This window comes from Flagellimonas sp. B-3 (assembly GCF_056857835.1).
Window position 1 is genome coordinate 380,490 of record NZ_JBSXNW010000024.1, and the last position, 24,996, is coordinate 405,485.

21 protein-coding genes are annotated in these 24,996 nt (G+C 41.6%); 17 read left to right on the plus strand and 4 right to left on the minus strand.

Annotated elements, in window-relative coordinates:
* Positions 1–5: 5 nt before the first annotated feature.
* From AC13CS_RS14220 to AC13CS_RS14235, 4 genes are all read left to right on the plus strand, one after another.
* On the plus strand, positions 6–2,276 hold the full coding sequence (locus tag AC13CS_RS14220) for a TonB-dependent receptor (RefSeq protein WP_293166673.1): 2,271 nt from the start codon (positions 6–8) through the stop codon (positions 2,274–2,276).
* A gap of 73 nt (positions 2,277–2,349) precedes the next feature.
* Positions 2,350–2,640 (plus strand): nucleotidyltransferase family protein, encoded by a 291-nt coding sequence (locus tag AC13CS_RS14225; protein ID WP_293166671.1) that lies wholly within the window; start codon positions 2,350–2,352, stop codon positions 2,638–2,640.
* Between the two features lie 9 nt (positions 2,641–2,649).
* Positions 2,650–3,552 (plus strand): hypothetical protein, encoded by a 903-nt coding sequence (locus AC13CS_RS14230; RefSeq protein ID WP_293166669.1) that lies wholly within the window; start codon positions 2,650–2,652, stop codon positions 3,550–3,552.
* Positions 3,553–3,601: 49 nt separating this feature from the next.
* Positions 3,602–4,744 carry a lycopene cyclase family protein gene (locus tag AC13CS_RS14235; protein WP_293166667.1) on the plus strand — a complete coding sequence of 381 codons (1,143 nt, stop codon included), beginning with the start codon at positions 3,602–3,604 and terminating at the stop codon, positions 4,742–4,744.
* On the opposite strand, the gene AC13CS_RS14240 is transcribed toward AC13CS_RS14235, so the two are convergent.
* Positions 4,741–5,724, minus strand: a complete 984-nt coding sequence (locus tag AC13CS_RS14240) for an FPP/GGPP synthase family protein (RefSeq protein WP_293166665.1) — start codon at positions 5,722–5,724, stop codon at positions 4,741–4,743. The genes AC13CS_RS14235 and AC13CS_RS14240 overlap by 4 nt on opposite strands.
* 173 nt (positions 5,725–5,897) lie before the next feature.
* Here AC13CS_RS14240 and AC13CS_RS14245 point away from each other — a divergent pair, with 173 nt between their 5' ends.
* The 6 genes from AC13CS_RS14245 (at position 5,898) to AC13CS_RS14270 (ending at position 13,736) form a co-directional block, all read left to right on the plus strand.
* Positions 5,898–6,446, plus strand: coding sequence for an RNA polymerase sigma factor (locus tag AC13CS_RS14245; RefSeq protein ID WP_293166663.1), 549 nt, complete (start codon positions 5,898–5,900; stop codon positions 6,444–6,446).
* Positions 6,436–6,867 carry a hypothetical protein gene (locus tag AC13CS_RS14250; RefSeq protein ID WP_293166661.1) on the plus strand — a complete coding sequence of 144 codons (432 nt, stop codon included), beginning with the start codon at positions 6,436–6,438 and terminating at the stop codon, positions 6,865–6,867. The genes AC13CS_RS14245 and AC13CS_RS14250 overlap by 11 nt, the downstream gene beginning before the upstream one ends.
* A 218-nt stretch (positions 6,868–7,085) precedes the next feature.
* On the plus strand, positions 7,086–7,691 hold the full coding sequence (locus AC13CS_RS14255; RefSeq protein ID WP_293166659.1) for a TetR/AcrR family transcriptional regulator: 606 nt from the start codon (positions 7,086–7,088) through the stop codon (positions 7,689–7,691).
* Complete coding sequence (locus AC13CS_RS14260) at positions 7,692–9,023, plus strand: TolC family protein (RefSeq protein WP_293166657.1); 1,332 nt, start codon at positions 7,692–7,694, stop codon at positions 9,021–9,023.
* A 24-nt stretch (positions 9,024–9,047) separates the two neighbouring features.
* Entirely contained in the window at positions 9,048–10,232 is a 1,185-nt protein-coding gene (locus tag AC13CS_RS14265; protein ID WP_293166655.1) for an efflux RND transporter periplasmic adaptor subunit, read from the plus strand.
* Between the two features lie 9 nt (positions 10,233–10,241).
* The gene (locus AC13CS_RS14270) at positions 10,242–13,736 is read left to right on the plus strand and encodes an efflux RND transporter permease subunit (RefSeq protein ID WP_293166653.1); all 3,495 of its coding nucleotides are present in this window, start codon (positions 10,242–10,244) and stop codon (positions 13,734–13,736) included.
* Between the two features lie 71 nt (positions 13,737–13,807).
* Here the strand turns inward: AC13CS_RS14270 and AC13CS_RS14275 are convergent, their stop codons facing one another.
* Entirely contained in the window at positions 13,808–14,158 is a 351-nt protein-coding gene (locus AC13CS_RS14275) for a toxin-antitoxin system YwqK family antitoxin (protein WP_293166651.1), read from the minus strand.
* 363 nt (positions 14,159–14,521) lie between these two features.
* Here AC13CS_RS14275 and aspS point away from each other — a divergent pair, with 363 nt between their 5' ends.
* The 4 genes from aspS to AC13CS_RS14295 all read left to right on the plus strand — a co-directional run bounded on the left by aspS (position 14,522) and on the right by AC13CS_RS14295 (position 18,653).
* A complete protein-coding gene (gene aspS, locus AC13CS_RS14280) occupies positions 14,522–16,270 on the plus strand; it encodes an aspartate--tRNA ligase (protein ID WP_293166649.1) in 1,749 nt (582 codons plus the stop codon).
* Between the two features lie 64 nt (positions 16,271–16,334).
* Positions 16,335–18,119, plus strand: coding sequence for a chloride channel protein (locus AC13CS_RS14285; RefSeq protein ID WP_293166647.1), 1,785 nt, complete (start codon positions 16,335–16,337; stop codon positions 18,117–18,119).
* Complete coding sequence (locus AC13CS_RS14290) at positions 18,116–18,376, plus strand: hypothetical protein (RefSeq protein ID WP_163624135.1); 261 nt, start codon at positions 18,116–18,118, stop codon at positions 18,374–18,376. The genes AC13CS_RS14285 and AC13CS_RS14290 overlap by 4 nt, the downstream gene beginning before the upstream one ends.
* Positions 18,377–18,458: 82 nt before the next feature.
* Positions 18,459–18,653 (plus strand): cold-shock protein, encoded by a 195-nt coding sequence (locus tag AC13CS_RS14295; RefSeq protein WP_163624136.1) that lies wholly within the window; start codon positions 18,459–18,461, stop codon positions 18,651–18,653.
* Between the two features lie 55 nt (positions 18,654–18,708).
* Here the strand turns inward: AC13CS_RS14295 and AC13CS_RS14300 are convergent, their stop codons facing one another.
* Positions 18,709–19,158, minus strand: coding sequence for a nucleoside deaminase (locus AC13CS_RS14300; protein WP_293167264.1), 450 nt, complete (start codon positions 19,156–19,158; stop codon positions 18,709–18,711).
* 83 nt (positions 19,159–19,241) lie between these two features.
* On the opposite strand from AC13CS_RS14300, the gene AC13CS_RS14305 reads away from it, so the two are divergent.
* Together AC13CS_RS14305 and AC13CS_RS14310 are read left to right on the plus strand one after the other, a co-directional pair.
* On the plus strand, positions 19,242–21,020 hold the full coding sequence (locus tag AC13CS_RS14305) for a 1-deoxy-D-xylulose-5-phosphate synthase (RefSeq protein ID WP_293166644.1): 1,779 nt from the start codon (positions 19,242–19,244) through the stop codon (positions 21,018–21,020).
* The gene (locus AC13CS_RS14310) at positions 21,011–22,069 is read left to right on the plus strand and encodes a DUF3078 domain-containing protein (RefSeq protein ID WP_293166642.1); all 1,059 of its coding nucleotides are present in this window, start codon (positions 21,011–21,013) and stop codon (positions 22,067–22,069) included. The genes AC13CS_RS14305 and AC13CS_RS14310 overlap by 10 nt, the downstream gene beginning before the upstream one ends.
* An 8-nt stretch (positions 22,070–22,077) precedes the next feature.
* On the opposite strand, the gene dgt is transcribed toward AC13CS_RS14310, so the two are convergent.
* A complete protein-coding gene (dgt, locus tag AC13CS_RS14315; protein WP_293166640.1) occupies positions 22,078–23,436 on the minus strand; it encodes a dGTP triphosphohydrolase in 1,359 nt (452 codons plus the stop codon).
* A gap of 303 nt (positions 23,437–23,739) precedes the next feature.
* Here dgt and AC13CS_RS14320 point away from each other — a divergent pair, with 303 nt between their 5' ends.
* Positions 23,740–24,954: a porin gene (locus AC13CS_RS14320; protein WP_293166638.1), complete on the plus strand. Its 1,215-nt coding sequence runs from the start codon at positions 23,740–23,742 to the stop codon at positions 24,952–24,954.
* Positions 24,955–24,996 lie beyond the last annotated feature (42 nt).

A 24,996-nucleotide genomic window follows, 5' to 3' on the forward strand; every position in this document is an offset into this window, starting at 1 on the left:
ATCCATTGAAAATAATTTGTAGGCATATCGTCTTTTTGTTGCTTGGTTTTATAAGCATCTGTTCTTTTGGGCAAACAGCTTCGGTAAGCGGCAAGGTGACGGACAACGGAGAACCAATACCCTTGACAAATGTGGTCTTGAAAGGAACCAAAATAGGAGCTGCTACGGATATTGATGGTCTATTTGAGTTGGCAAACGTTGAGCCAGGCGACTATGTAGTATTGGTAACCTCTTTGGGATATCAATCGTATCAAACCAAAATCAGCTTAAGCGCCAATGAATCCAAAACCATCAACATACAACTGGAACCCTCTGCACAAAGTTTGGATGAAACCGTGGTCACGGGCACCCTAAAACCCGTGAGCCGATTGGAAAGTCCGGTTCCCGTGGAAGTCTACTCCCCCACTTTTCTAAAAAAGAATCCTACGGCGAGTGTTTTTGATGCGCTCCAGAATGTGAACGGGGTGCGTCCGCAAATCAATTGCAATGTGTGCAACACGGGAGATATTCACATCAACGGATTAGAGGGACCATACACTTTGGTGCTTATCGACGGGATGCCGATTGTTAGTGGTTTGGGTACAGTCTATGGCCTCACAGGGATTCCTAACTCTCTGATCGAACAGATTGAAATTGTAAAAGGTCCTGCATCCTCACTTTATGGTAGTGAAGCTGTGGGCGGTTTAATCAACATCATCACAAAAAATGCTTTGAGCGCACCAGAATTTTTTGCCGATGGCTTTGCCACGGGTTGGGGCGAATACAATTTGGATGTGGGAAGCAAAATCTCGGTTGGAGACAAAACAGACCTTCTTTTGGGCGTCAACTATTTTAATTATGACGTCCCAGTGGACAACAACGGCGATAATTTTACCGATTTGACGCTACAAGATCGTATATCTATTTTTCAAAAGTGGGATTTTGAGCGAAACGACAACCGTTTGTTCTCTTTGGCGGGACGCTTTTTTTATGAGGACCGTTGGGGTGGCGAAATGCAATGGACGCCGGAGTTTCGTGGTGGCGATGAAATTTATGGCGAAAGCATCTACACCCGAAGATGGGAAGTGCTCGGAAAGTATCAGTTGCCGGTTAAGGAAAAGTTTCTCCTCTCTTTTTCCTACAATGACCATAACCAGAATTCGGTTTACGGCGACACGGAGTATTTGGCGGATCAGCGTATTGGTTTTGCCCAATTGACCTGGGACAAGACTGCCGGGAATCACGATTTACTTTTCGGAAGTGCGATTCGGTACAATTATTATGACGACAATACACCCGCGACCACTGAGGCCGATAACATTTGGATTCCGAGTCTTTTTGCGCAGGATGAATACAGTTTTGCGCCCAAACATTCCTTTTTGGGCGGGCTTCGATATGATTATGACCAAAGACACGGCAATATTTTCACACCCCGAGCTGCTTACAAATGGAAAATTTCCGATAACGATATTTTTCGGGCGAATGCAGGAACGGGGTTTCGCGTAGTCAACTTGTTTACTGAGGAACATGCGGCCCTCACAGGTTCGCGGGAAGTGATTATCGCTGAAGAGTTAAAACCCGAACGCTCCGTGAACGTCAATCTCAACTATTTGAAGAAAATTTACAGCGACAACGGCACCTTCATCGGTCTAGACGCTTCTGTGTTTTACACCCGTTTTTCCAACGTAATCTTGCCTGATTACGAGACCAATCCCAATCAAATCATTTATGATAATCTGGATGGGAAATCGGTTTCGCAAGGGGTAAGTGCCAATTTGGATGTTGCATTCCCGAGCAGTTTTAAGATTATGGTGGGTGCCACTTGGCAAGATGTGAGCAGCACTGAAAATGGAGTTACCCAACAACAGATTCTAACCGAAAGTATTACCGCCACGTGGAATTTGTCGTACACCTTTCACTCGTTAAAATTGACAGCGGACTACACGGGAAATTTATACGGTCCGATGCGATTGCCGCTTTTGGGTGACCTGGACCCGAGACAGGAATATTCGCCTACGTGGAGCATTCAGAATATCCAGTTTACCTACAAAGGGTTAAATAATTTTGAAGTGTACGGAGGTATCAAAAACCTGCTGGACTGGACTCCGAACCAGGGTAATCCCTTTATCATTGCCCGCGCGAACGACCCTTTTGACAAAGAAGTGACTTTTGACAGCAATGGCAATGCCTTCGCTACACCGAACAATCCCTACGCCCTTACCTTTGACCCCGCTTATGTGTACGGCCCCAACCAAGGCATTCGTGGGTTTTTTGGATTGCGGTATACGGTTTTTTAATACCAAAATGATTTAATCTGCTCTGGAATACTCCAAAAAAGAATATTTTTAGAGGGAATTGTTAACTTTGAGTGTGGAAACAACCCAAAATATAGCAAACAAACTTTCAAAGCTTAAGGTACGTTTAAAAGAGCGCTACCCCATATCCTCTATGGCTTTGTTTGGTTCCTACGCTCGTAATGAGCAAACAGATACCAGTGACGTTGATATTATGGTAGAATTTGATGGGAAAATAGGCATCAAATTCATTGATTTGGCCAATGACCTTGAAAAAGCATTGGGGCTTAAAGTAGATTTGGTATCTAAAAAAGGCATCAAAGAGCAATACCTTAACACCATTCTATCCGACTTGATCTATGTTTAAAAGCGGTCTATGAAAGTTCACATCCAATCAATTCTTGTAATCCTATTTCTCCAAATATCATGCTCAGGACAATCAGAAAGGATTGAAGAAAAGTTAATGGAGTGTGCCTATCAATCTTATTCCGATCATGGTTTAGCTCTTAAACAGCTGATTTCAAATTATCAAACGCTTCTTATAGATGAAAAAATATTGGCAGATGGCTCAGCTAAAAGTTATCGTGATATTTTTAAAAAGTTTGCCGATAGCAACGGATTTGACAAAATTCCCTCAAAATACTTTTATGTAGAGTTTCAAAAGCTTGAAAAACGCAACGAAAAAAAACTTGAAAATTGTAGAGAACAAATCTTAAGTGATTCTGCAATGTATTCCTCTTCAAAATTGAAAGCTTTTGATTCTACCATTCTAAAAACCAGCTATTCAAATAATCCACGTGCATCAATTATAGCGAAAGAAGTCTTAAGTGTTTTATCCGACAAAGATTTTGAACTTGACCTATATAAATTATACACTTTTATGATGTTCAGTTACATTGATACTGAAGCCGGCATTGCTGAAAACGCTCAGGTAGTAAAAGATTATGACCCAACAAATACCTTGAATATTAGTTTGACCGAAAACAAGGAAATCTTAGTAAACAACCAAATTGTTTCCGTAGAAGAACTGAAAAAACTTGTTAAAACCTATTTGTCCAATAACAAATCAGAATCGACAATCCTCCTCAAATCCCATCCAGATTTAACTTATGGGTTTTACCAGGGCATTGGAGATGTCATTATTCAGGAAATAACAGCATTAAGAAATGAGCTCTCCTTGGAAAAATTCAATTCAGAATACAAGGCTCTGAACAAAGAACAAAAAACTCAAATAGCCCAAATTTATCCGCAAAGGATTGTAGAAAAAACACTGAAATAAAAAGAAAAAGGGCGTTCCAAGCTTCAATTACCTATTTTTAAAACTATTTATGCCCAACTACGATTACATCATTATAGGAGCGGGAGCTGCTGGCCTTTTGTTGGCCGATGCCTTGGGCAAGGACAAATTTTTTGCCTCCAAATCCATTTTGGTGCTGGACAAGGACGACAAGTCCAAAAACGACCGAACTTGGTGTTTTTGGGAACGGGGAAATGGTCCATTTGATGATTTGATCCACAAAACTTGGGACAACATTTATGTGGGCGGACAGCAGCTTCAAAAATCCACTCCCATTGCGCCCTACACTTATAAAATGCTTCGCGGTATTGACTTCTACAATCACTTTTTACCAAAGGTAAAAGACTATCCAAACATTACTTGGGTTCAGGAAGAGGTAACCCATATTGAAGAGCAAGCAAACGAGGTTTTGGTGACCACTCCATCACAGACCCACACGGGCAAAAAGGTGTTTTCCAGCTTGTACGATGCATCAATCCCAGAAAAACAAAAGGAATTTCCCGTATTGCAACAACATTTCTTGGGGTGGCAAATAAAAACCGACCAGTCTATTTTTAATCCGGGCGAAGCTACTTTTATGGACTTCTCCGTACCGCAAAAGGGCAACACACGTTTTATGTATGTGCTTCCAATTTCAGAAACAGAAGCTTTGGTGGAATACACCTTGTTTTCGGAACATCTATTGGAGAAGACGGAGTACGAAGAGGCCATCAAAAATTACATCAAAGAAAAATACAACGACACCCAATACACCATTCAGGAAACCGAGTTTGGCAGCATTCCCATGACCTGCTATCCGTTTCATCAACACAATACGGATGCTGTTTTCCACATCGGGATTGCAGGGGGTTGGGCGAAACCAAGCACGGGATATACGTTTTACAACACGAGCCAGCAAGTGCCCAAATTGGTAAGTCATCTGAAAGCCGGGAAACCGTTGTCCGAGTTCCATCAAAAAAGCAGGTTTTTGTTCTACGATATGCTTTTGCTGGACATTTTATATGAGAGTAATCATCTAGGACACGAAATCTTCGAGTCAATGTTCAAAAGAAGAAAGGCTTCCTTGATTTTGAAATTCCTTGAGAACGAAACCAATCTGTGGGAAGAGCTAAAAATTGTGACCGCACCAAGACCGATGCCTTTTATAAGAGCATTTTTCAAACGACTGTTTTAAACGGTTCGCTCCATCAAACTTTCGCCAAATTGCTTTAGCAAGGCTTTGTTTTTATCGGGAAGATTTGTTTCAGCCAAAGCATCAAATGCTTTTTGGGTAAACTCTTGGATGGCTTTTTTGGTTTCCTCCACTGCCCCGCTTTCCTTAAAGATGGTTTTCACCGCCTCCACTTTGGCTGTGGAGTCTTCAGGTTTTATGGAATACAGGTGCAACAAGCCATCTTGATCATCTTTCGAGGCTTTTTCCAAGGATTTTAGGAACAAATAGGTTTTTTTGTTCTCCATAATATCCCCACCAACCTGTTTGCCAAAGGTTTTGGGGTCGCCAAAGGCATCCAAATAATCATCTTGCAACTGAAAGGCAATGCCGAGGTTTCGACCAAACTCGTAAATGGCGTTAGCATCTTTTTTGGAGGCTTGGGCCACAATGGCTCCCATCTTCATTGCAGCGGCGACCAACACAGAAGTCTTGTACTCTATCATTTTAAGATATTCCGGAATGGTAACATCGTCCCGGGTCTCAAAATCCACATCGTATTGTTGGCCTTCGCATACTTCCAATGCGGTTTTACTGAACAACTTTGTGAGTTCTTTGTATGTTTCCGCTGGGTAGCTTTCAAAAAATTGATAGGACAGAATCAACATGGCGTCACCAGAAAGGATTCCTGTATTAACATCCCATCTTTCATGCACCGTTGTTTTTCCGCGTCGAAGCGGGGCATCATCCATAATATCATCATGCACCAACGAAAAATTGTGGAACATTTCCACTGCCAATGCTGCATCCAGGGCATCCTCCGCTTTTACGCCAAAGGCCTTGGCCGTCATCAAAGTAAGTATGGGACGCATCCGTTTGCCTCCCAATCCTAAAATATAGTGAACAGGTTCGTACAAATTCTTGGGTTCCCCCAACTTAGTCCTTGTTTGTAAGTGCGTAACAAACTGCTCCCTATACTGACCAATGATATCGATATCTGACATGGAGTCAAAAATACGTGCAAATATTTAATTTAAGGTTGGCGTATTGTTTTAAAAGAGGATTACAAAGCATCCAAATCCACAAAAAGACATCCTTTCAAAAAAAATTGTGGAGAAATTGCAATAGAAAATAATTTCTTCGTCTCTATAGATGAAAAGCAACCCGTACCATCTGAATGGCAGCCAAAACCGATAATCGAAATAACCTGACCGACTTCTTTAATGAGGAGTATGGCTCGTTGCGCTCTTATGTGCAGTCGAGGATTCAGGATACATCGGAACGGGATGCCGAGGATATTGTGCAGGATGTGGCCCTGCGGATGTTTTCCAGATCGGATGATGCCATGCCCATAACCAATGTTGGTGGATTTGTGTACAATGCCATTCGCAATAGAATCATTGATATTATGCGTGGTAAAAAAGAGAGAAAATTGCCCAGCGAGGATATTGACCAACAATGGCGGGAGTTTGCGGATTTCTTTTATGGTGATGCAGATAACAGCTATTCACCAGAGATGGAACAAGCCCTAAAAAAAGCGGTCGAAGATTTGAAGCCCGCATATCGCGATATTGTAATCGCCATAGATTTTGAAGGATACAATTATAAACAAATAGCAGAAAGAACCGGAATACCGGCAGGTACGTTAATGTCGAGAAGGCACCGTGCCATGTCGGAACTATCAAAAAAGTTAGAGAATATTAAAGAACTGAGTTATGGAACATAAAAAAGAATTCGAAAAAGCCGTGGAAAAAAAGGTGAAAAGCACCGTAAAAAAAGTGGTTAAAATTGTTGCCATGGTCATTTTGGGAATCCTGATTTTCCTATTGGCCAATTATTTATTGATGCGCTTATGGAACTGGCTCATGCCCGACCTTTTCGGCGTGGGAACGGTTACCTACTGGCAGGCCCTGGGCATTTTTGTATTGGCAAAGCTTCTATTTGGCTTTGGCGGCGGCGGTAAGGGCAAAGGAGGTTCAAGTCACAAAAAGAAGATTAAATCGTCCAACAAGTGTGGTTCTTGGAGAAGGGATTTTGATGAGTGGAAACACTATGATCAATTTTGGAAAGAAGAAGGCGAAGAAGCATTTAAAGCATATATAGAAAAAATCAAAAACGAAAATCATGATAAATCAAAAGAAGAATAATCCAAAGAAGAAGTATTTACTTCAGTTCAGTCCCTTTTTTTGGCGGTTGGGAAACATTCGTACCGAACATGGCAACAACGACCACCAAATTTCCCCATTGTTCAGCGATAGTACAGAGTCCAATTAAAAATAGACATTGAACCTTCGTTAAAAAATTGTAAAACCATGGAAACTTTTTTTGTTTTTAAAGTTTCCATACCTACATTTGCTCCCTGATTATGAGGGAAAATATTATACAAAAGGCAACTGAAATGTTCTTAAACCTAGGGTTTAAGAGCGTTACCATGGACGATTTGGCACAGGAGATGGGAATATCCAAAAAAACGATTTACTCCCATTTTAAGAATAAAACGGAATTGGTGGAACAGACCGCTATAACAATGTCGGATACTATCACCTGCGGCATAGACGATATTGTTGCGTTCAAGAAAAACCCAATTGAAGAACTATACGAAATCAAAAAATTTATAATGGTACACTTAAAGGACGAAAAATCATCCCCATTGTACCAATTGCAAAAGTATTATCCAAAAATCTATACCTCACTTAAAGAAATACAATTTGAATGCACCCATCGTTGTATTGCCGAAAACGTGAAAAGAGGCATGGAACTGGGCATTTACAGAGACAACCTAAATGTTGAATTTGTATCCAGAATATACTTTACCGGTGTTACCAGCATCAAGGACAATAATTTGTTCCCAACAGAAATATTCAGCAAACCTGAATTATTGGACTATTATTTGGAATATCACCTTAGGGGGATTGTAACGCCCAAGGGACGAAATGTACTCAACTCAATCATCAATTCAAATCAAGAATAAATGCGAAAAACGTTAATCAGTCTACTACTCATACTGCCTTGGTTGGCATCGGCACAAGACACCATACCCAGTTTTAGCTTGGATCAGGCCATAATGTATGCTTTGGAACACAATTACAATGCTCAAAATGCAGAGAGGGATATTGTGGACGCCCAAAAACAAAAATGGGAAACCATTGCATCGGGACTTCCCCAGATCAATGGGGCCATAAGTTACCAAAACCAGTTAAAGCAACCTGTTTCACAAATTCCTGCCGAATTTTTTGGCGGGGAACCCGGAACATACCAAGAAGTGGTATTCGGACAGGCACAGTCCATGTCGGCCACGGCTACTTTGACCCAGCAAATATTTGACGGATCTTACATTGTGGGCGTACAGGCCACCAAAACCTTTTTGGACTATAGCCAGAACAATAAGGAAAAAACCGAATTGGATGTGCGAAAATCGGTGGTGGAAGCCTACGGCAATGTGCTTTTGGCACAGGAAAGTGTAAAGATTTCCGAAAAAAACAAAGCGACCCTGGAAGAAAACCTTTACGAGACCAAGCGTATTTACGAAAACGGCCTCGGTGATGAGGAAAGTGTGGACCAGTTGCAGATTACGCTCTCCACGGTGGACAACCAACTTAAAAATGCACGTCGTATGGAGAAGATAACCCTGCAAATGTTGAACTTGATGTTAGGGCTCCCCATTGAAACACCTACCGTTTTGACCGAGAATTTGGACGACCTTTCCCAAAGCCAAATTGATTTGGGATTGATCGATACCGAGTTCAATATAGAGAACAATGTGGATTACAAGTTGGCAGCCAACCTCAACGAGCAGCGTTACTTTGAATTAAAACTGGCCAAAAGCCGCGCTTTGCCAACACTTAATGCCTTTATCAATTACGGGGGAAATTCCTTCAGTAACAATTTCAACTTTTTGGACAGTGGGCAACAATGGTTCGGTTCCTCCATTTTGGGGGTCGACCTCAACATTCCAATTTTCAGCTCTTTAAAAAGAAGTGCCAGTACGCAACGTGCCAAGATTGCCCTGGAAAAGGCAAAAACCCAGTTCACCGAGGCACAGGAACAAATCCGCCTTCAGTTGGAAAGCGCCAAGAGCGATTACATCCTTGCCATAGAACAATACGGCACGTCCAAGGACAATTTGGAACTGGCGGAGCGCATCGAAAAAAAGAATCAAATCAAATATTCCGAAGGTTTGGCGACCAGTTTTGAATTGAGACAGGCCCAGACCCAATTATATACCAGTCAACAAGAATATTTACAATCCATGGTCGATGTGATCAACAAGAAAATAGCACTGGAAAACATTTTAAATCAATAATCTAAAGGAGAAAACCATTCCATCATGAAAAAAGCAATATATATATCACTAATAGCAGCAGTTCTTGCTTCATGCGGAGGCAGCGGCAGCAATTCTTTGGACGAAGTAATTGCCAGTAAGGATGTGGAAGCCATTCGAGCAAAACGAAATTCCGTTACCGAAGAACTTAAAACACTGGAGGATCAAGTTAAGAAGTTGGACGAAGCCATTGCAGAACTGGACGACAATTCAAAACTGCCATTGGTATCTACAATTACCGTAAATCCTGAAAAATTCCAGCACTTTTTAGAATTACAGGGCGATGTTAAAACAGACCAAAATGTACTGGTTTATCCAGAAATGGCGGGCACACTTTATCGTGTGTACGTTAAAGAGGGACAACGGGTGTCCAAAGGCCAGTTATTGGCTTCGATTGATGACGGCGGACTCTCAAGCCAGTTGGCTCAATTAAAAACCCAAGCGGAATTGAGCAAAACCACTTTTGAACGCCAAAAAAGGCTTTGGGAGCAAAATATCGGTTCCGAGATCCAATACCTACAGGCCAAAACCAATTACGAGGCCCAACAAAATGCGGTAAAACAATTGGAAAGCCAAGTTGAAAAATCTTCCATCCGGGCACCATTTTCGGGCATTGTGGACGATGTGATCAAAGATCAAGGAACGGTGGTAAGCCCAGGGCCAGGTTCCGAGGTTTTTAGAATAGTGAACCTGTCGGACATGTACATTGATGTGGAGGTGCCAGAAGCCCATTTGCCCAATGTAACCCCTGGTAAACTCGTAGACGCCTCTTTCCCCGTTTTGGGAGAAACCATTACTACCAAAGTACGCCAAACTGGAAATTTCATCAATCCCAGCAACCGCTCCTTTATTGCAGAAATACCCGTACCCAACAAGAATGGCCATATAAAACCGAATCTAACGGCACAGGTAAGGATCAACGATTATACCAATGAAAATGCCATCCTTATACCACAAAGTATAGTTTCGGAAAATGCAGAGGGTGAACAATATGTATATGCTATCACCGAAGATAATGGTGAGTTTACCGCCAAAAAATTAATTATCAAACCAGGTAAAAAACAAGGCGATTATCTAGAAGTTCTTGAAGGTATTTCGGCTGGAAACCAAGTAATAGTTGAAGGCGCCCGCAGCATAAGGGATGGGCAAACTGTTAAAGTACTGGACACAACCACAACTGCAAAAAACTAATTCACCAAAATGGAAAAAGCTAAAAAGAACGCAAACAAGGAATTCCGCCTTTCATCGTGGGCCATAGGCAATCCGTCTGTGATCTATGTAATGATCGGGTTGTTCTTTATCATAGGTTTATCCTCCTATTTTTCCATGCCCAGGGAAGATTTCCCTGAAGTGGAAGAAACCAAAATATATGTAAGTACCGTGTATCCCGGCAATACGGCTGAGGATATGGAGCGTTTGATCACCGACCCTCTCGAAGATGTGCTCAAAAATGTGAGCAACGTGGTGGAGATCACATCAACTTCACAAGAAGACTACTCCATGATCATTGTTGAGTTTGATGAAGAAATTTCGGTCGAAAACGCAAAACAAGAAGTAAAAGACGAAGTTGATACCGAAAAAGCCGGTGAAGACTGGCCCATTTTCAACGGGGCAAAGGTAGAGCCCAATGTTTTTGACCTGAACTTGGCGGAATCCTTTCCGATAATGAACGTGAACCTCACGGGAGATTATCCTGTGGAAAAGCTAAAAGAGTTTGCCGAGTATTTGGAAGATGAAATTGAAGACCTCCCCCTAATAAAAGAGGTAGATATAAGAGGTGCGCAGGAAAAAGAGGTTGAAATAGCGGTAGATGTTTATAAAATGATGGCTTCCAGGGTTAGTTTTGATGATGTGATCCAGGCCATATCCAACGGAAACATGACCATGTCCGCCGGTAACATGATCACCAGTGGCCAACGTAGGACCATACGCATTTTGGGCGAAGTCGAAAAACCTTCAGAACTGGAAAACTTTGTGGTCAAATCCGAAAACGGGGCCATTTATCTGCGTGATATTGCCACTGTATCGTTTACCGAGGAAGACAAGACCACTTACGCCAGGGAACATGGTAAGCCAGTGGTCATGTTGGACATTAAAAAAAGGTCCGGAAAAAATACTATTGAAGCATCTGAACTTATACGAGATTTGGTGGATGAGGCCAAGGAAAATTACTTTCCAAAAGACCTAACCGTTACCATTGCCAACGATTCCTCCAGCAGGACCCTGAACCAAGTGGATGATTTGGTAAACAACATCATATTCGGGATTATACTCGTTGTAACCGTATTAATGTTTTTCTTAGGCTTTAGAAACGCCCTTTTTGTTGGTTTTGCCATACCCATGTCCATGTTCATGTCTTTCATGATTCTTACGGCCTTGGGTTATACGCTGAATACCATGATCCTCTTTGGATTGATCATGGGACTTGGTATGTTGGTTGACAATGGGGTTGTTGTGGTCGAGAACGTATATCGACTCATGGAGCAAGAAGGCATGTCCCGCAAAGAAGCTGCCAAAAAAGGTATTGGTGAAATTGCCATACCTATCATCATATCCACAGCAACCACTGTTGCAGCTTTTGTTCCCTTGGGAATGTGGCCGGGCATTATGGGCGAATTCATGATTTTCTTCCCCATTACATTGTCCGTAGTACTAGGTTCTTCATTGTTCGTGGCCATATTCATGAACTCCATGTTGGTCTCGCAGTTTATGCAGATCGGTGAAAAAGAGCTCACAAAAAAGCAATTGATACGACTTAGTTTGATTTTAGGAGGCTTTGGACTATTTATCTTTATTGTGGGAGGTCCCGTACGCGGCCTTGGCACATTAATGATAGTCGTCGGCATCATGTTCTGGATATACAAATACTTCCTGAAGCCGTGGGCCCGAAATTTCCAGACCAAGAGTTTGGTGAAATTGGAGAACTTTTACGAACGCCAATTAAAAAAAGCACTTAAGGGCAAAAATGTGTATTGGTACTTTGGACTTACCTCCCTTCTCTTGATTTTATCATTTGTTTTCTTCGGGATGTCGTTGCAAACACAACGTACAAAAGTGGAGTTTTTTCCAGACAATACGCCCAACGAAATTTATGTGTACATCGAGTATCCACAGGGAACCGATATAGAAAAGACCAATGCCATCACAAAAAAAATTGAGGAAAGGGTCTATGGTGTAACCGGTAGGAACAAATACAACAAAGGGGACTTCAATTATCTGGTTCAATCCAGCGTATCCCAAGTAGGTAAGGGAGCCGAAAACCCATTTACCGAGGGTGGTTCTGCTGCAGAAATGCCCCATCGCGGTAAAATTACGCTCTCCATGCGCGAGTTTAAATACAGGAACGGGCTGGATACCGAAGAGCTTCGCCAACAAATTCAAGATACGTTGTCCGGTGTGTACCCAGGTGTAACCATTTCCGTAGAAAAAGATGCTGTTGGCCCTCCTGCCGGTTATCCCATCAATATAGAGATCGAAGGCCAAAATTATGATACCTTGATAAGCACCGCCGAACGCATGCGCAACTTTATCAACAGTAAGAACATTGCAGGTATCGAAGAGCTTAAAATAGATGTAAATAAAGGTAAGCCCGGCATACAGGTTACAGTGAACAGAGCCAAAGCAGGAGAACTTGGTGTTTCTGTAGCTCAAGTTGGGCAACAATTACGTAGATCTATTTTTGGTGATAAAGCTGGGATTTACAAAAAAGACGGTGAAGACTACGATATCAATGTTCGTTTTAACCAAGATCTTCGTTACAATACCAGTGCCTTATTCGACCAAAAAATCATTTTCAGGGATCCCTCCAACGGTCAAATAAAGGAAATTCCCATTTCTGCCGTGGCAAACCAAGAAAACACTTCATCGTTCAGTGCCATTAAGCACGTCGATACCAAACGGGTGGTTACGGTATACTCCGCTTTAAAACCCGGATTTACGGATGCCGGTGCCATTGTTGCGGAGATCCAGGAAGAAATGCAGGAGTTCAAAGCACTCCCTGAGGGGGTTAAAATTGATTTTACCGGTCAAATTGAGGAACAAGAAAAGCAAATGTCCTTTTTGGTAAGCGCATTCTTTTTGGGACTGGGATTGATCATGCTTCTTTTAATTTTCCAATTTGGTGGCATCTCCAAGCCCGCTATAATCATGATGGCCATATTCCTAAGTTTTATAGGAGTGTTTGGAGGATTGATCATAACAGGGTGGCCATTTGTTATTATGATGACCATGATGGGAATTATTTCCTTGGCAGGGATTGTGGTAAATAATGGTGTGGTATTACTTGATTATACCCAAATCCTTATTGATCGAAAAAAAGTGGAGCTAGGAATTTCCGATGATGAACTGCTGAATCGTGAAGATGTTACGGATGCCATAATCAAAGGAGGTAAAGCTCGTTTACGTCCAGTTATACTAACAGCCATTACAACCGTTTTAGGATTGATTCCATTGGCCATAGGATTAAACATTAACTTTGTTAGCCTGTTTTCCGATTTTGATGCACAGGTTTACATGGGGGGTGACAATGTTATATTTTGGGGGCCGTTGGCCTGGACGGTTATTTTTGGTTTGATTGTCGCCACATTCTTAACATTGATCATTGTGCCGGTACTGTTCAATATCAGTTACAGGCTTAAAATATGGATTCAAACATTGAAGGCCAAAAAAGTGGAGCCAAAGGCGATAGAGGAATAAAAGTTACTTCCCCAAAAAATAGAAAAGCCCGGCCAAATTGGCCGGGGCTTTTTCTTAAACACTGATTTATCTTATTGGTTTATCGTAACGGCATCGCCTTCGTTCCAATTTTTTACTTGCACTATGCGGTTGTCCGTAAAGTCCACTTCGCGTAATCCATCATTCTTCCAAAAAAACCATTTACCGGTTCTTTCTCCATTTTCGTATTGGCCAGTGGCAATTTTTTTACCTTCAACATTGAACATTACCCAATCACCATGTAATTTTCCGTTCAAAATATAACCTGTTTGGGCAATTTCACCATTGTCATGAAAATAGGTGGCTTTCACCATTTTTCCCATTTTTTCAAAGGTCGGCTTCATATCTTGAGCAGATACACTAACCGCAAATATCACCGCCAAAAATAATATTGCTTTTTTCATTCTTTATGGGATTTAATATTGTTTATTCCTAATGATAACGTATCAAATTTACTTAAATTTTACGTTAATCACACATTTACATAACTTTTAGTTTACATTAAATTAACTTTAAAATTTTAATTTATTGTTATTCAAATAGTTAAACTTTGTACAAATATTACTAATCTGTGCTTTTAGCGAATATTTTTACTCATAATCGTTCAATACTGGTTGATAAATCACTTTCAATGTTAATTTAACGTTAAGCAGGTCTCGAATATGCAATCACTTCTCCCTTAAAAAAAGAACAACAAACAGAAAATGGACATATCTCCTAAAAAATAGCCACATTCCTATTAAATTTGCGCTCTCATAACAAACATCATGTACAGAAGCAATACTTGTGGTGCATTAAGGGCATCGGATATAGGTTCAGAAGTTATTTTAAGTGGATGGGTGCACAAACTCCGCGACAAAGGTTTTGTAGTTTGGGTAGACCTCCGTGACCGCTACGGTATTACCCAATTGGTTTTTGACCAGGAACGCACTTCCCAAGAATTGCTTGAACAGGCTAGGGAACTTGGTCGCGAAACCGTTATCCAAGCCAAAGGCGAGGTTATTGAACGTACTTCCAAAAATCCAAATATTCCCACAGGAGAAATTGAGGTGCTCGTAACCGAACTCACCATCTTGAACAAGTCCCTGCTTCCTCCATTTACCATAGAGGATGAGACCGATGGCGGGGAAGACATCCGAATGAAGTACCGCTATTTGGATATCCGTAGAAATCCAGTAAAGAACAAACTCATCTTTAGGCATAAAGTAACCATGGAGGTTAGGAAATATCTATCCGACCAAGGCTTTATCGATATTGAAACTCCATATTTGATAAAATCCACTCCTGAAGGAGCTAGGGACTTTTTGGTGCCCAGCCGAATGAACGAAGGTCAGTTCTACGCCCTGCCCCAGTCCCCACAAACCTTTAAACAATTGTTGATGGTCGGAGGAATGGACAAATATTTTCAAATAGTGAAATGTTTTAGGGATGAAGACCTCCGTGCCGACCGCCAACCGGAGTTTACTCAAATTGACTGCGAAATGGCCTTTGTGGAACAAGAGGACATTTTGAACACTTTTGAAGGTTTGACCAAGCATCTTTTGAAAGAAATCAAAGGTGTGGAAATAGATGAGTTCCCGAGAATGACTTATGATGATGCCATGCGCCTGTACGGGAACGACAAACCCGACATTCGATTTGGCATGCAGTTCGGCGAGCTCAACCATGTGGCCCAGCACAAAGATTTTAACGTCTTCAACTCCGCCGAATTGGTGGTGGGAATCGCTGTTCCGGGAGCAGCTTCGTATACCAGAAAAGAAATAGACAAACTGGTAGACTGGGTAAAACGCCCACAAGTTGGCGCAAAAGGAATGGTCTATGTTAAGTGCAACGAAGATGGCTCCTATAAATCTTCCGTGGACAAATTTTACGACCAAGAAGACTTGGCCAAATGGGCTGAGGTAACCGGGGCCAAACCAGGCGACCTCATCTGTGTACTATCCGGAAACACCAACGAAACCCGTGCACAATTGAGCGCATTACGCATGGAATTGGCAACCCGTTTGGGACTTAGAAATCCAGATGAGTTTGCTCCATTGTGGGTAGTGGACTTCCCTTTATTGGAATTGGATGAGGAAACGGGGAAATACCATGCCATGCACCACCCCTTCACTTCCCCAAAACCAGGTCAATTGGAATTGCTGGACACAAAACCGGGGGAGGTAAAGGCCAATGCCTACGATTTGGTGCTCAATGGAAACGAGATCGGTGGCGGTTCCATAAGAATCTATGACAAGGAGACTCAAGCAACCATGTTCAAACATTTGGGCTTCACTCACGAAGAAGCGAAGGCCCAGTTTGGCTTTTTAATGGATGCTTTCCAATATGGCGCCCCTCCTCACGGTGGGATTGCTTTTGGCTTGGATAGATTGGTGGCCATTTTGGGCGGACAGGAAACCATTCGGGATTACATTGCGTTCCCCAAAAACAATAGCGGACGCGATGTTATGATCGATGCCCCAGCAAACATTGACGAAGAACAGTTGAAAGAGCTCCATTTAAAATTGGACTTGTGATATAAAGTAAATCCCGCTTTGTTAGCGGGATTTTTTAATACTTTTAATAGTATTATACACCTCGATGCCTTACAGCAACAAAAAACTGCTCACCCGATTTCTAAAATGGCGATATAGAAATATCTCCAACAGGACCTTTATTCAAATAATGAGCCTTATTGTGGGTTTTTTGGCAGGATTGGTTGCCGTTACCGTAAAAAACTCCACCTATTTTATCGAGTCACTTTTAAAAAAAGGCATTGTTTTTTCAGAGAATCAACTGTACTTTATACTCCCGACCATTGGGCTAACGTTGGTATATCTTTATGTAAAATTTGTGCATAAAGAACCTTTGCAGCATGCGATTTCATCCATCATCTTCTCGCTTTCCAAAAAAAGAGGACTACTCAAACTAAAAGATATTTACACCCCTTTGATCACCGCTCCTCTTACCGTAGGTTTTGGTGGTTCGGTAGGATTGTTGGGGCCAGCCGTAAAATCGGGATCCGCAGTAAGTTCAAATTTGAGCCGATTGTTCCATATAGATGCCAAGACCAGGACACTTTTGGTGGCATGCGCATCGGCCGGGGCAATTGCCTCCATTTTTCAGTCCCCCATTGCGGCCATTATTTTTGCCGTTGAGATTTTTACCCTAGATCTGACCATGATGTCCATGCTGCCCCTGCTTTTAGCATCCATTTCCGGGGTGCTGACATCCTATTTCTTTTTGGGAAACGAAGTATTGTTCAGCTTTTCCCTATCCGAAGGATTTAAATTGGAAGACACCCCCTTTTACATTTTATTAGGTGTCGGTACAGGGTTTGCCTCCATCTATTTTACCAAAATGTATTTCGCCATATTGTCCCTTTTTAAAAAGCTTAAAAGTCCAAAGTATAAACTTTTGGTCGGCGGTATTGCCATTGGGGTAATGTTATATGCCATTCCACCTCTTTATGGTGAAGGTTTTGGATTCATAAACAATCTATTGGATGGTAATCATCTAAAAGCGCTCGGCACCACTCCTTTTGATGATTATACACATAATATTTGGGTGGTCATCGCCCTCTTGTTCGGAATCACCATTTTTAAAGCTATTGCCATGACGACCACCATTGGTGCCGGGGGTGCTGGTGGAGTATTTATCCCCACCATGGTTATGGGAAGTGCATTGGGCAATGTGGTGGCCAAGGTAATCAACAACCTAGGATTCGGGTTCTCTGTTTCCGAAAGCAATTTCACCTTGATCGGTATGTCCGGTTTGATTGCCGGGGTGATCCACGCACCCTTGACCGCCATATTCTTGATTGCAGAAATAACGGGAGGCTATCAACTCTTTGTACCTTTAATGATTACTGCCGCCATCTCCTACTTAATCACCAAAAACGCGCTCGATTACACCATTTATACCAAAGAGCTGGCCAAAATAGGGGCACTTTTGTCCCACAACAAGGACCAAATGGTACTTGGGCTTATGGAAATGGACGATGTTATTGAAAAGAATTTTCGGCCTGTACACCCCCAAATGTCCTTGGGTGAAATGCTGCACCAATCCGTTTCCAAATCCAAAAGAAACCTTTTTCCGGTTTTGGATGATGAAAAAAAACTGATTGGAATAATTGTTCTGGACGATATTAGACCCATGATGTTCGATACCGAAATGTACGACACCGTTTTTGTTAAAAATTTGATGCATGCCCCCCCAGAGGTTATCTTTTACGAGACGGACAATATGAAACAGGTGATGAAAAAATTTCAAGATAGCGGGGCTTGGAATTTGCCCGTTATCAAAAATGGCAAATACGAAGGCTTTATATCCAAATCCAAAATGTTGACGGCCTATCGGAGAAAACTGATTAATTATTCCCAATGAAAATCAAACTAAAACATATCATTTTCCTTATCATGATAGCTTCTTTTGCTTCAATCTTCTATGGTCTTTCCCTGGATGAAGACCATCCGGAGGCCCAAAAATATATTGGAGGAGGTACCGTAGGCCTCTTTTTGGTAGCCATGCCTCTTTTTCTATGGAAAGAGAGCCAGGGCAAAAACATGAAAGATTATATGCTGACTAAGGAAAATATTAAGAAAATGCAAGAAAAAGAGCATAAAAAGTCAAAAAATCAATAATTTTCTTAAGATTTAAACTTCTTTTCATCCAATCAGCCACAAAAAAAGTTACATTCGTAATTTAACATTTATTTATTTTTTAATGACTGGTACAGTAAAATTTTTCAATGAATCCAAAGGTTATGGATTTATTACAAACGACGACACAGGAAAAGACATTTTTGTTCATGTTACGGCATTGAACGGTGTGGAATTGAACGAAGGCGACAAAGTAGAATACATTGAAGAAGAAGGAAGAAAAGGAGTGGTTGCTGCACAAGTGCAAGTAATCGGATAACAATATTTTATTTTGATTTTGATTTAAAAACCCTGGCGATGCCGGGGTTTTTTGTTTAATTCAGGTTTCTTCTTTGAATGAAGAATCGCTTTAACAGCTCGGAAGCTTCCTTTTCCATTACTCCACCAACAACTTCTGTCTTCGGATGCAAATGCCCTCCCATAACGCTAAACCCGCGCTCTAGGTCCGAAGCTCCATAGACCACTCTCGAAATTTGGCTCCAATACAAGCCGCCCGCACACATTTGACAGGGTTCCAAAGTAACGTACAACGTACAGCCCTGAAGGTATTTTCCGCCCAAAAAATTGGAAGCAGCGGTAATCGCCTGCATCTCGGCATGGGCCGTAACATCCTTTAATCGTTCCGTAAGGTTATGGGCCCTCCCAATGATTCGATTGTTTGTTACGATAACCGCTCCAACGGGAACTTCGCCATTTTCAAAGGCAATTTCTGCCTCTTGCATGGCTTTCTTCATAAAATAGTTGTCATCAAACGGGTTCTCCACGATTTTTATGTCATTTTTCAAGAGATTGCTAAGCTACACATAAAATAATCTTGGGGAGAATCAATACTTTTGTTTTTTATCCATTGAAAAGGCTGTTACCACATATCGAATCCCCCGAAGACCTCAAAAAAATACCTTTATATGAGCTGCCCAAACTCGCCCAAGAATTAAGGGAGTTTATTATTGATATTGTTTCCACCAAAGAAGGACATTTAGGCGCAAGTTTAGGGGCGGTGGAACTTACCATTGCCCTGCATTATGTGTTCAATACTCCCAACGACAAACTTATCTGGGATGTGGGCCACCAAGCCTACGGGCATAAAATTTTGACCGGACGAAAGGAAATCTTTGAAACCAATCGACAGTTGGGCGGAATTAGTGGTTTTCCAAAAAGAACCGAAAGCGAATACGACGATTTTGGAACGGGACATAGTTCCACCGCCATATCGGCCATATTGGGAATGGCAATGGCATCCAAATTAAAAGGCGATTATACCAAACAGCATATTGCCGTGGTGGGCGACGCCTCTATTGCCAGCGGAATGGCCTTTGAAGGATTGAACCATCTCGGAGTGACCCATGTAAACGCATTAATCGTGCTCAATGACAATGCCATTGGAATCGATCCCAGCGTTGGGGCCCTAAAAAAATATCTCACCAACGTAAAGGCAGGTACCGCCAAAGACGAAAATATTTTTGAATGTCTTAACCTCAACTATTCGGGTCCTATTGATGGACATGATATAAAAGCCTTGGTCAAGGAACTGGAACGCCTAAAACATGTGGAGGGACCAAAGTTGCTTCATATCATCACTACAAAGGGGAAAGGGCTGAAACAGGCTGAGGAAGATCAAGTGGTGTACCATGCTCCTGGAAAGTTTGACAAGCTTACCGGGGAACGTCTGAAAAAATCTGGGCAGAATGAACCTCCAAAATATCAAGATGTTTTTGGACACAGCATAGTGGAATTGGCCAAAAAAAATAAAAATATTGTTGGAATCACCCCTGCCATGCCCAGTGGCAGCTCGCTAAAATTTATGATGAACCAAATGCCCGACCGTGCCTTTGACGTAGGGATAGCCGAGCAACATGCCGTTACCTTGGCTGCAGGAATGGCCACACAAGGTTTAGTGCCTTTTTGTAATATTTATTCCACTTTTTTACAACGGGCCTATGACCAGGTGATACATGATGTGGCCCTACAAAAGCTTCCGGTTATTTTTTGTTTGGACCGTGCAGGACTTGTAGGACAGGACGGCCCGACCCATCACGGTGTTTTTGATATGGCCTATTTGCGTTGCATCCCAAACTTCATCGTTTTTGCTCCAATGAACGAAATGGAACTCCGAAATATAATGTACACCGCACAATTGGGGCTAAATAATCCCATTGCCATACGATACCCTAGAGGTCGGGGAACGAACATTGATTGGAGGAATGATTTTGAGCCTATTGAAATTGGTAAGTCCCGGTGTTTGAAAGAAGGTTCCGAAATTGCGGTACTTACCATAGGTCATATAGGTAACACTATCGCCGGCCTCATTAAAAATTTAGATGGTTCCGAAAAAGTTGGCCATTACGATATGCGTTTCGTAAAACCCTTGGACAAGAATGCACTACGCACTATTTTTACCAAATACAAGTACATTATTACTGTAGAGGATGGTACCAAAATAGGTGGTTTTGGTTCTGCTGTTTTGGAATTCGCCAATGAGGAGGGATTGTCAAAACCTGTTAAAATATTTGGAGTTCCCGATCAATTTGTTGAGCATGGCACCATACCCGAGACCCATCAATTGGCTGGTATAGATTTTGATACGATACATTCATACATACAATCAACCTTAGACCAATGCGAATAAATTGTTTTTTGATTCTATTCCTTACTGTTTTCCTGTCTGCCAATGCACAGATAACCCGTTTAAAGGTTTTTGAACCCGACAGTACCGATGCCGGTTTTAAAATTGTTCGCATCAAAGATGTTAAACTAAAATATCTTACAAGAAGTGCCAAGCTCACCGACCCACGTACTGTTCTTAACCGTGTAAAACCTTTGAGTATTTGGTACAACCGTTTTAAGCCCACATCATTCTGGAAAAAAGTGAACAAATTTGGACTTAATATTAGCGAAGTAGCTTTTGTGAACTGGAATGCAGGGGGCGACAACTCTGTTTCGGCACTTGCAAGTGCAGATTTTGCCAGAAATTATAAGTTCCGATATTTAAACTGGGACAACGAGGTTCAACTTAGATACGGCCTCAATGCACAAGAAGGGAGGAAACTAAGAAAAACGGACGACCAGATTCGATTGTCCACCACCCTAAGTTTTAGAAAAGATACCATCACAAACTGGTACTATTCCGTTAAGGCAAATTTACGGACCCAGTTTTCCAACGGTTATAAATATCCCGATAGAGAAAACCCGATTTCCAGGTTTATGGCCCCTGGATATCTGTTTGTCGGTGTCGGTACATCCTATATCCCCACTAAAGACAACTTCAACCTATATATTTCACCTGCTACCATGAAATCCACTTTTGTTCTGGACGAAGTGCTTTCCAATCAAGGTGCATTTGGTGTTGAAGAGGGCAAAAATGTTTTTTTGGAACTTGGTTTTTTGATCACCAATTCGTGGGAAACCGAAATCGCAAGAAATGTATTGATGAACCACCGGATCAATCTGTATACCGATTATATAAGTAGTTTTGGAAACATTGATGTAGACTGGGAATTGAATTTTAACCTTAAGGTGAACGAGTATCTCAATGCCAATATAGGTACCCATCTCATCTTTGATGATGACACAAAATTTGATGAGGAGATTGCCGAGGATGGCACGGTTATAAACCCTGGTATAGCCCGTATACAGTTTAAACAGTTACTGGGCGTGGGATTGCTCTATTCGTTTTAGAACCTGTTTTAGATTTTTCGCCCCGTTAATTTATCATGAATGTGTACCGCTGCACTATCGGATAAGCTAGCCACAAAACAACTGGTATCCAACAATATTTTATACATCGAAGTATTTGTATTCTGATAGTTTTTGGGTAAACTTTTGATTAGCAATCGGTCATAATTGGTGCCCTCCCCCTTTTTTACATTGATCAGTGCCGTAGTGTACATGTCCAACAGGTCCGAAATTATACGGTAACCTGCCAGTTCTTTATCGACCACTTCGGTAGATTGATAGATTTTTTCTACGCTCAACTTAATGATGTCCTCTACCTGAGCCCTGTATTTCCCCTTGTCCAACAGAGAAACATCAAACGCTCCATTAAGGATTTTATCCTCGTTCTTCACAAAAACATCCACAGCATCCCCGATCAAGGTGCTAATGGCAAGTGCCCTCAAATAACTCAACCGGTCGCTTGAGGTGGTCATGGCATTATATTTTTTGGTGTTGATGTTATCCTTCACCAAGTTGATCAAATACTCCAACGCATATTCTTCTGGAATGAGCCCCAGGTTGATTCCGTCCTCAAAATCGATGATGGTGTAACAGATATCGTCGGCAGCCTCGACCAAATAGGTAAGCGGGTGTCTCAAAAAACCTGTTTCGGGATGGTCGGGGTTGGGCAACAGGCCAATTTCTTCCACTAGCCCATTAAAAAATGATCTCTCCGATTGAAAAAACCCGAACTTTTTATCCACGATGCTTCTAGATGGCCTTTTGGGCAAGGAGGCTTTCGGATATTTTATAAATGCGCCCAAAGTGGCATAACTCAATCGGAGGCCTCCCGGAACGCCTTCGCGAGACTCGGTCAAAAGTTTAAAACCATTGGCATTGCCTTCAAAATCGATAAGGTCTTGGTATTCCTCTGCGGTAAGCATATCCTCGTATTGCTTTCCTTTGCCTTGTTTAAAATAATTTCCAATGGCCTTTTCCCCACTATGCCCAAATGGAGGATTGCCAATATCGTGGGCCAATGCAGCAGCGGCAACTATAGCACCAAAATCATTAAAATGGTGACCGTGCACTTCGGACAAAAACGGGTATTTGGTCAAAATTTGCTGTCCTGCAATACGTCCCAGGCTTCTTCCTACCACCGATACCTCCAAACTATGGGTAAGGCGGGTATGCACAAAATCTTTTTGGGAGCCAACGGCTATGGGCATTGGAAATACTTGGGTCTTGTCCTGCAAGCTCCTAAAGGCAGACGAAAAAATGATCCGGTCGTAATCCACCTCAAAACCCAAACGGGTCTCGTTCTGTTCCTTGCGTAATCGTTTACCTGTGTCGCCGTGACGTTTTAAAGAAAGTAATTGTTCCCAGTTCATACTCAACTATTGGCGCAATATACATTTAACCTAGGTTATACACCAAGAAAACTGGATATCACCTTAGTAAGCAATGCTTAATGATTACTTAAACTTAAAATTACAGTAAAGAAATTTGGATAGTTCAATTTTGACAAGGATTTCTATACGGATATTAGTTTTTGTCGACTATTCTCAGAAATCTGATGGCTACCTTTTAAAAGGTAGCCATTTTATTAAAAATAACATCCTTAAAATAACATAGAGGAAATGTTAACTTAACATTGAGTACGGTTATTTGCAGCGACAAAAACTAGTACCGTTATGAATACCAAAAAGTTAGCCTTAATAGGCTTCTTCTTTCTATTTACATGCGCACATTTTTCTTATTCCCAAGAGATATCCTCGACAAAGTTTGGCAAAGGCTTGCTCAACATCGTTGGCAAGGATAGTACTTGGTCCATGAAGGTGGGAACAAGAATGCAAATATTATCCAATTTTAGCTGGACAGACAATGGTGAAAATAAATTTGCCAGCCCAGAACAGAACTTTTTGGTAAGGCGGGCCCGGTTAAAATTCGATGGTTTTGCCTATTCCCCAAAACTCAAGTACAAAATAGAGCTTGGCCTTTCCAATAGGGATCTTTCTGGAGGCTCCGAATTTACAAGAAATACACCTCGATACATTTTAGATGCCGTTGTAATGTGGAATTTTTACCAAAACTTTGAGCTTTGGTTCGGACAAACAAAGTTGCCCGGTAATATTGAAAGGGTCATCTCATCCGGAAACCTTCAGCAAGTGGATAGATCTCTATTAAATAGCAGATTTACTATTGACAGGGATATGGGCTTTCAGCTCAGGCATCATTTTTATTTGGGCAACAAGTTCTTGGTACGCGAAAAATTCGCCCTATCCCAAGGCGATGGAAGAAATGTTACCGAAGGTAATTTAGGAGGGCATCAATACACCACAAGACTAGAGTTATTGCCCTTTGGAAGGTTCACGGCCAAAGGGGATTATAAAGGAGCTGACCTAAGCCGGGAAGCTACCCCAAAATTAATGGTCGCAGCCACATACGATCTAAATAACAATGCCGTAAAAACCCGAAGCAACATGGGAAACTTTATGTTCAATGATACCGGGCTCTACCAAACCAATATTTCCACCTTGTTTTTGGATTTCATGTTCAAGTACAATGGATTTTCCCTGATGGGCGAATATGCAAATCGTGATGCGGACAACCCGATAGCCGTAAACTCGGACAATACCGAAACAGGGGATGTTGTTCAAGTGGGAAGGGGGCTCAATCTTCAATCGGGTTACCTGTTTAAAAATAATTGGGAAGTATCTGCCAGATACACCAACATTAAATTGGATTACGGCATAACCGGTAAAACACCTGAAACACAATACACCTTAGGGCTCTCAAAATACATTGTGGGCCATAAGCTAAAGGTTCAAAGCGATTTAAGCTATTTAAATATAGATGATGGATTTGATACATTAATGTATCGTTTACAAGTAGAGGTACATTTTTAAAAAATAACCTTAACATAACTTATTAAAAGGTCATTTCTGTAG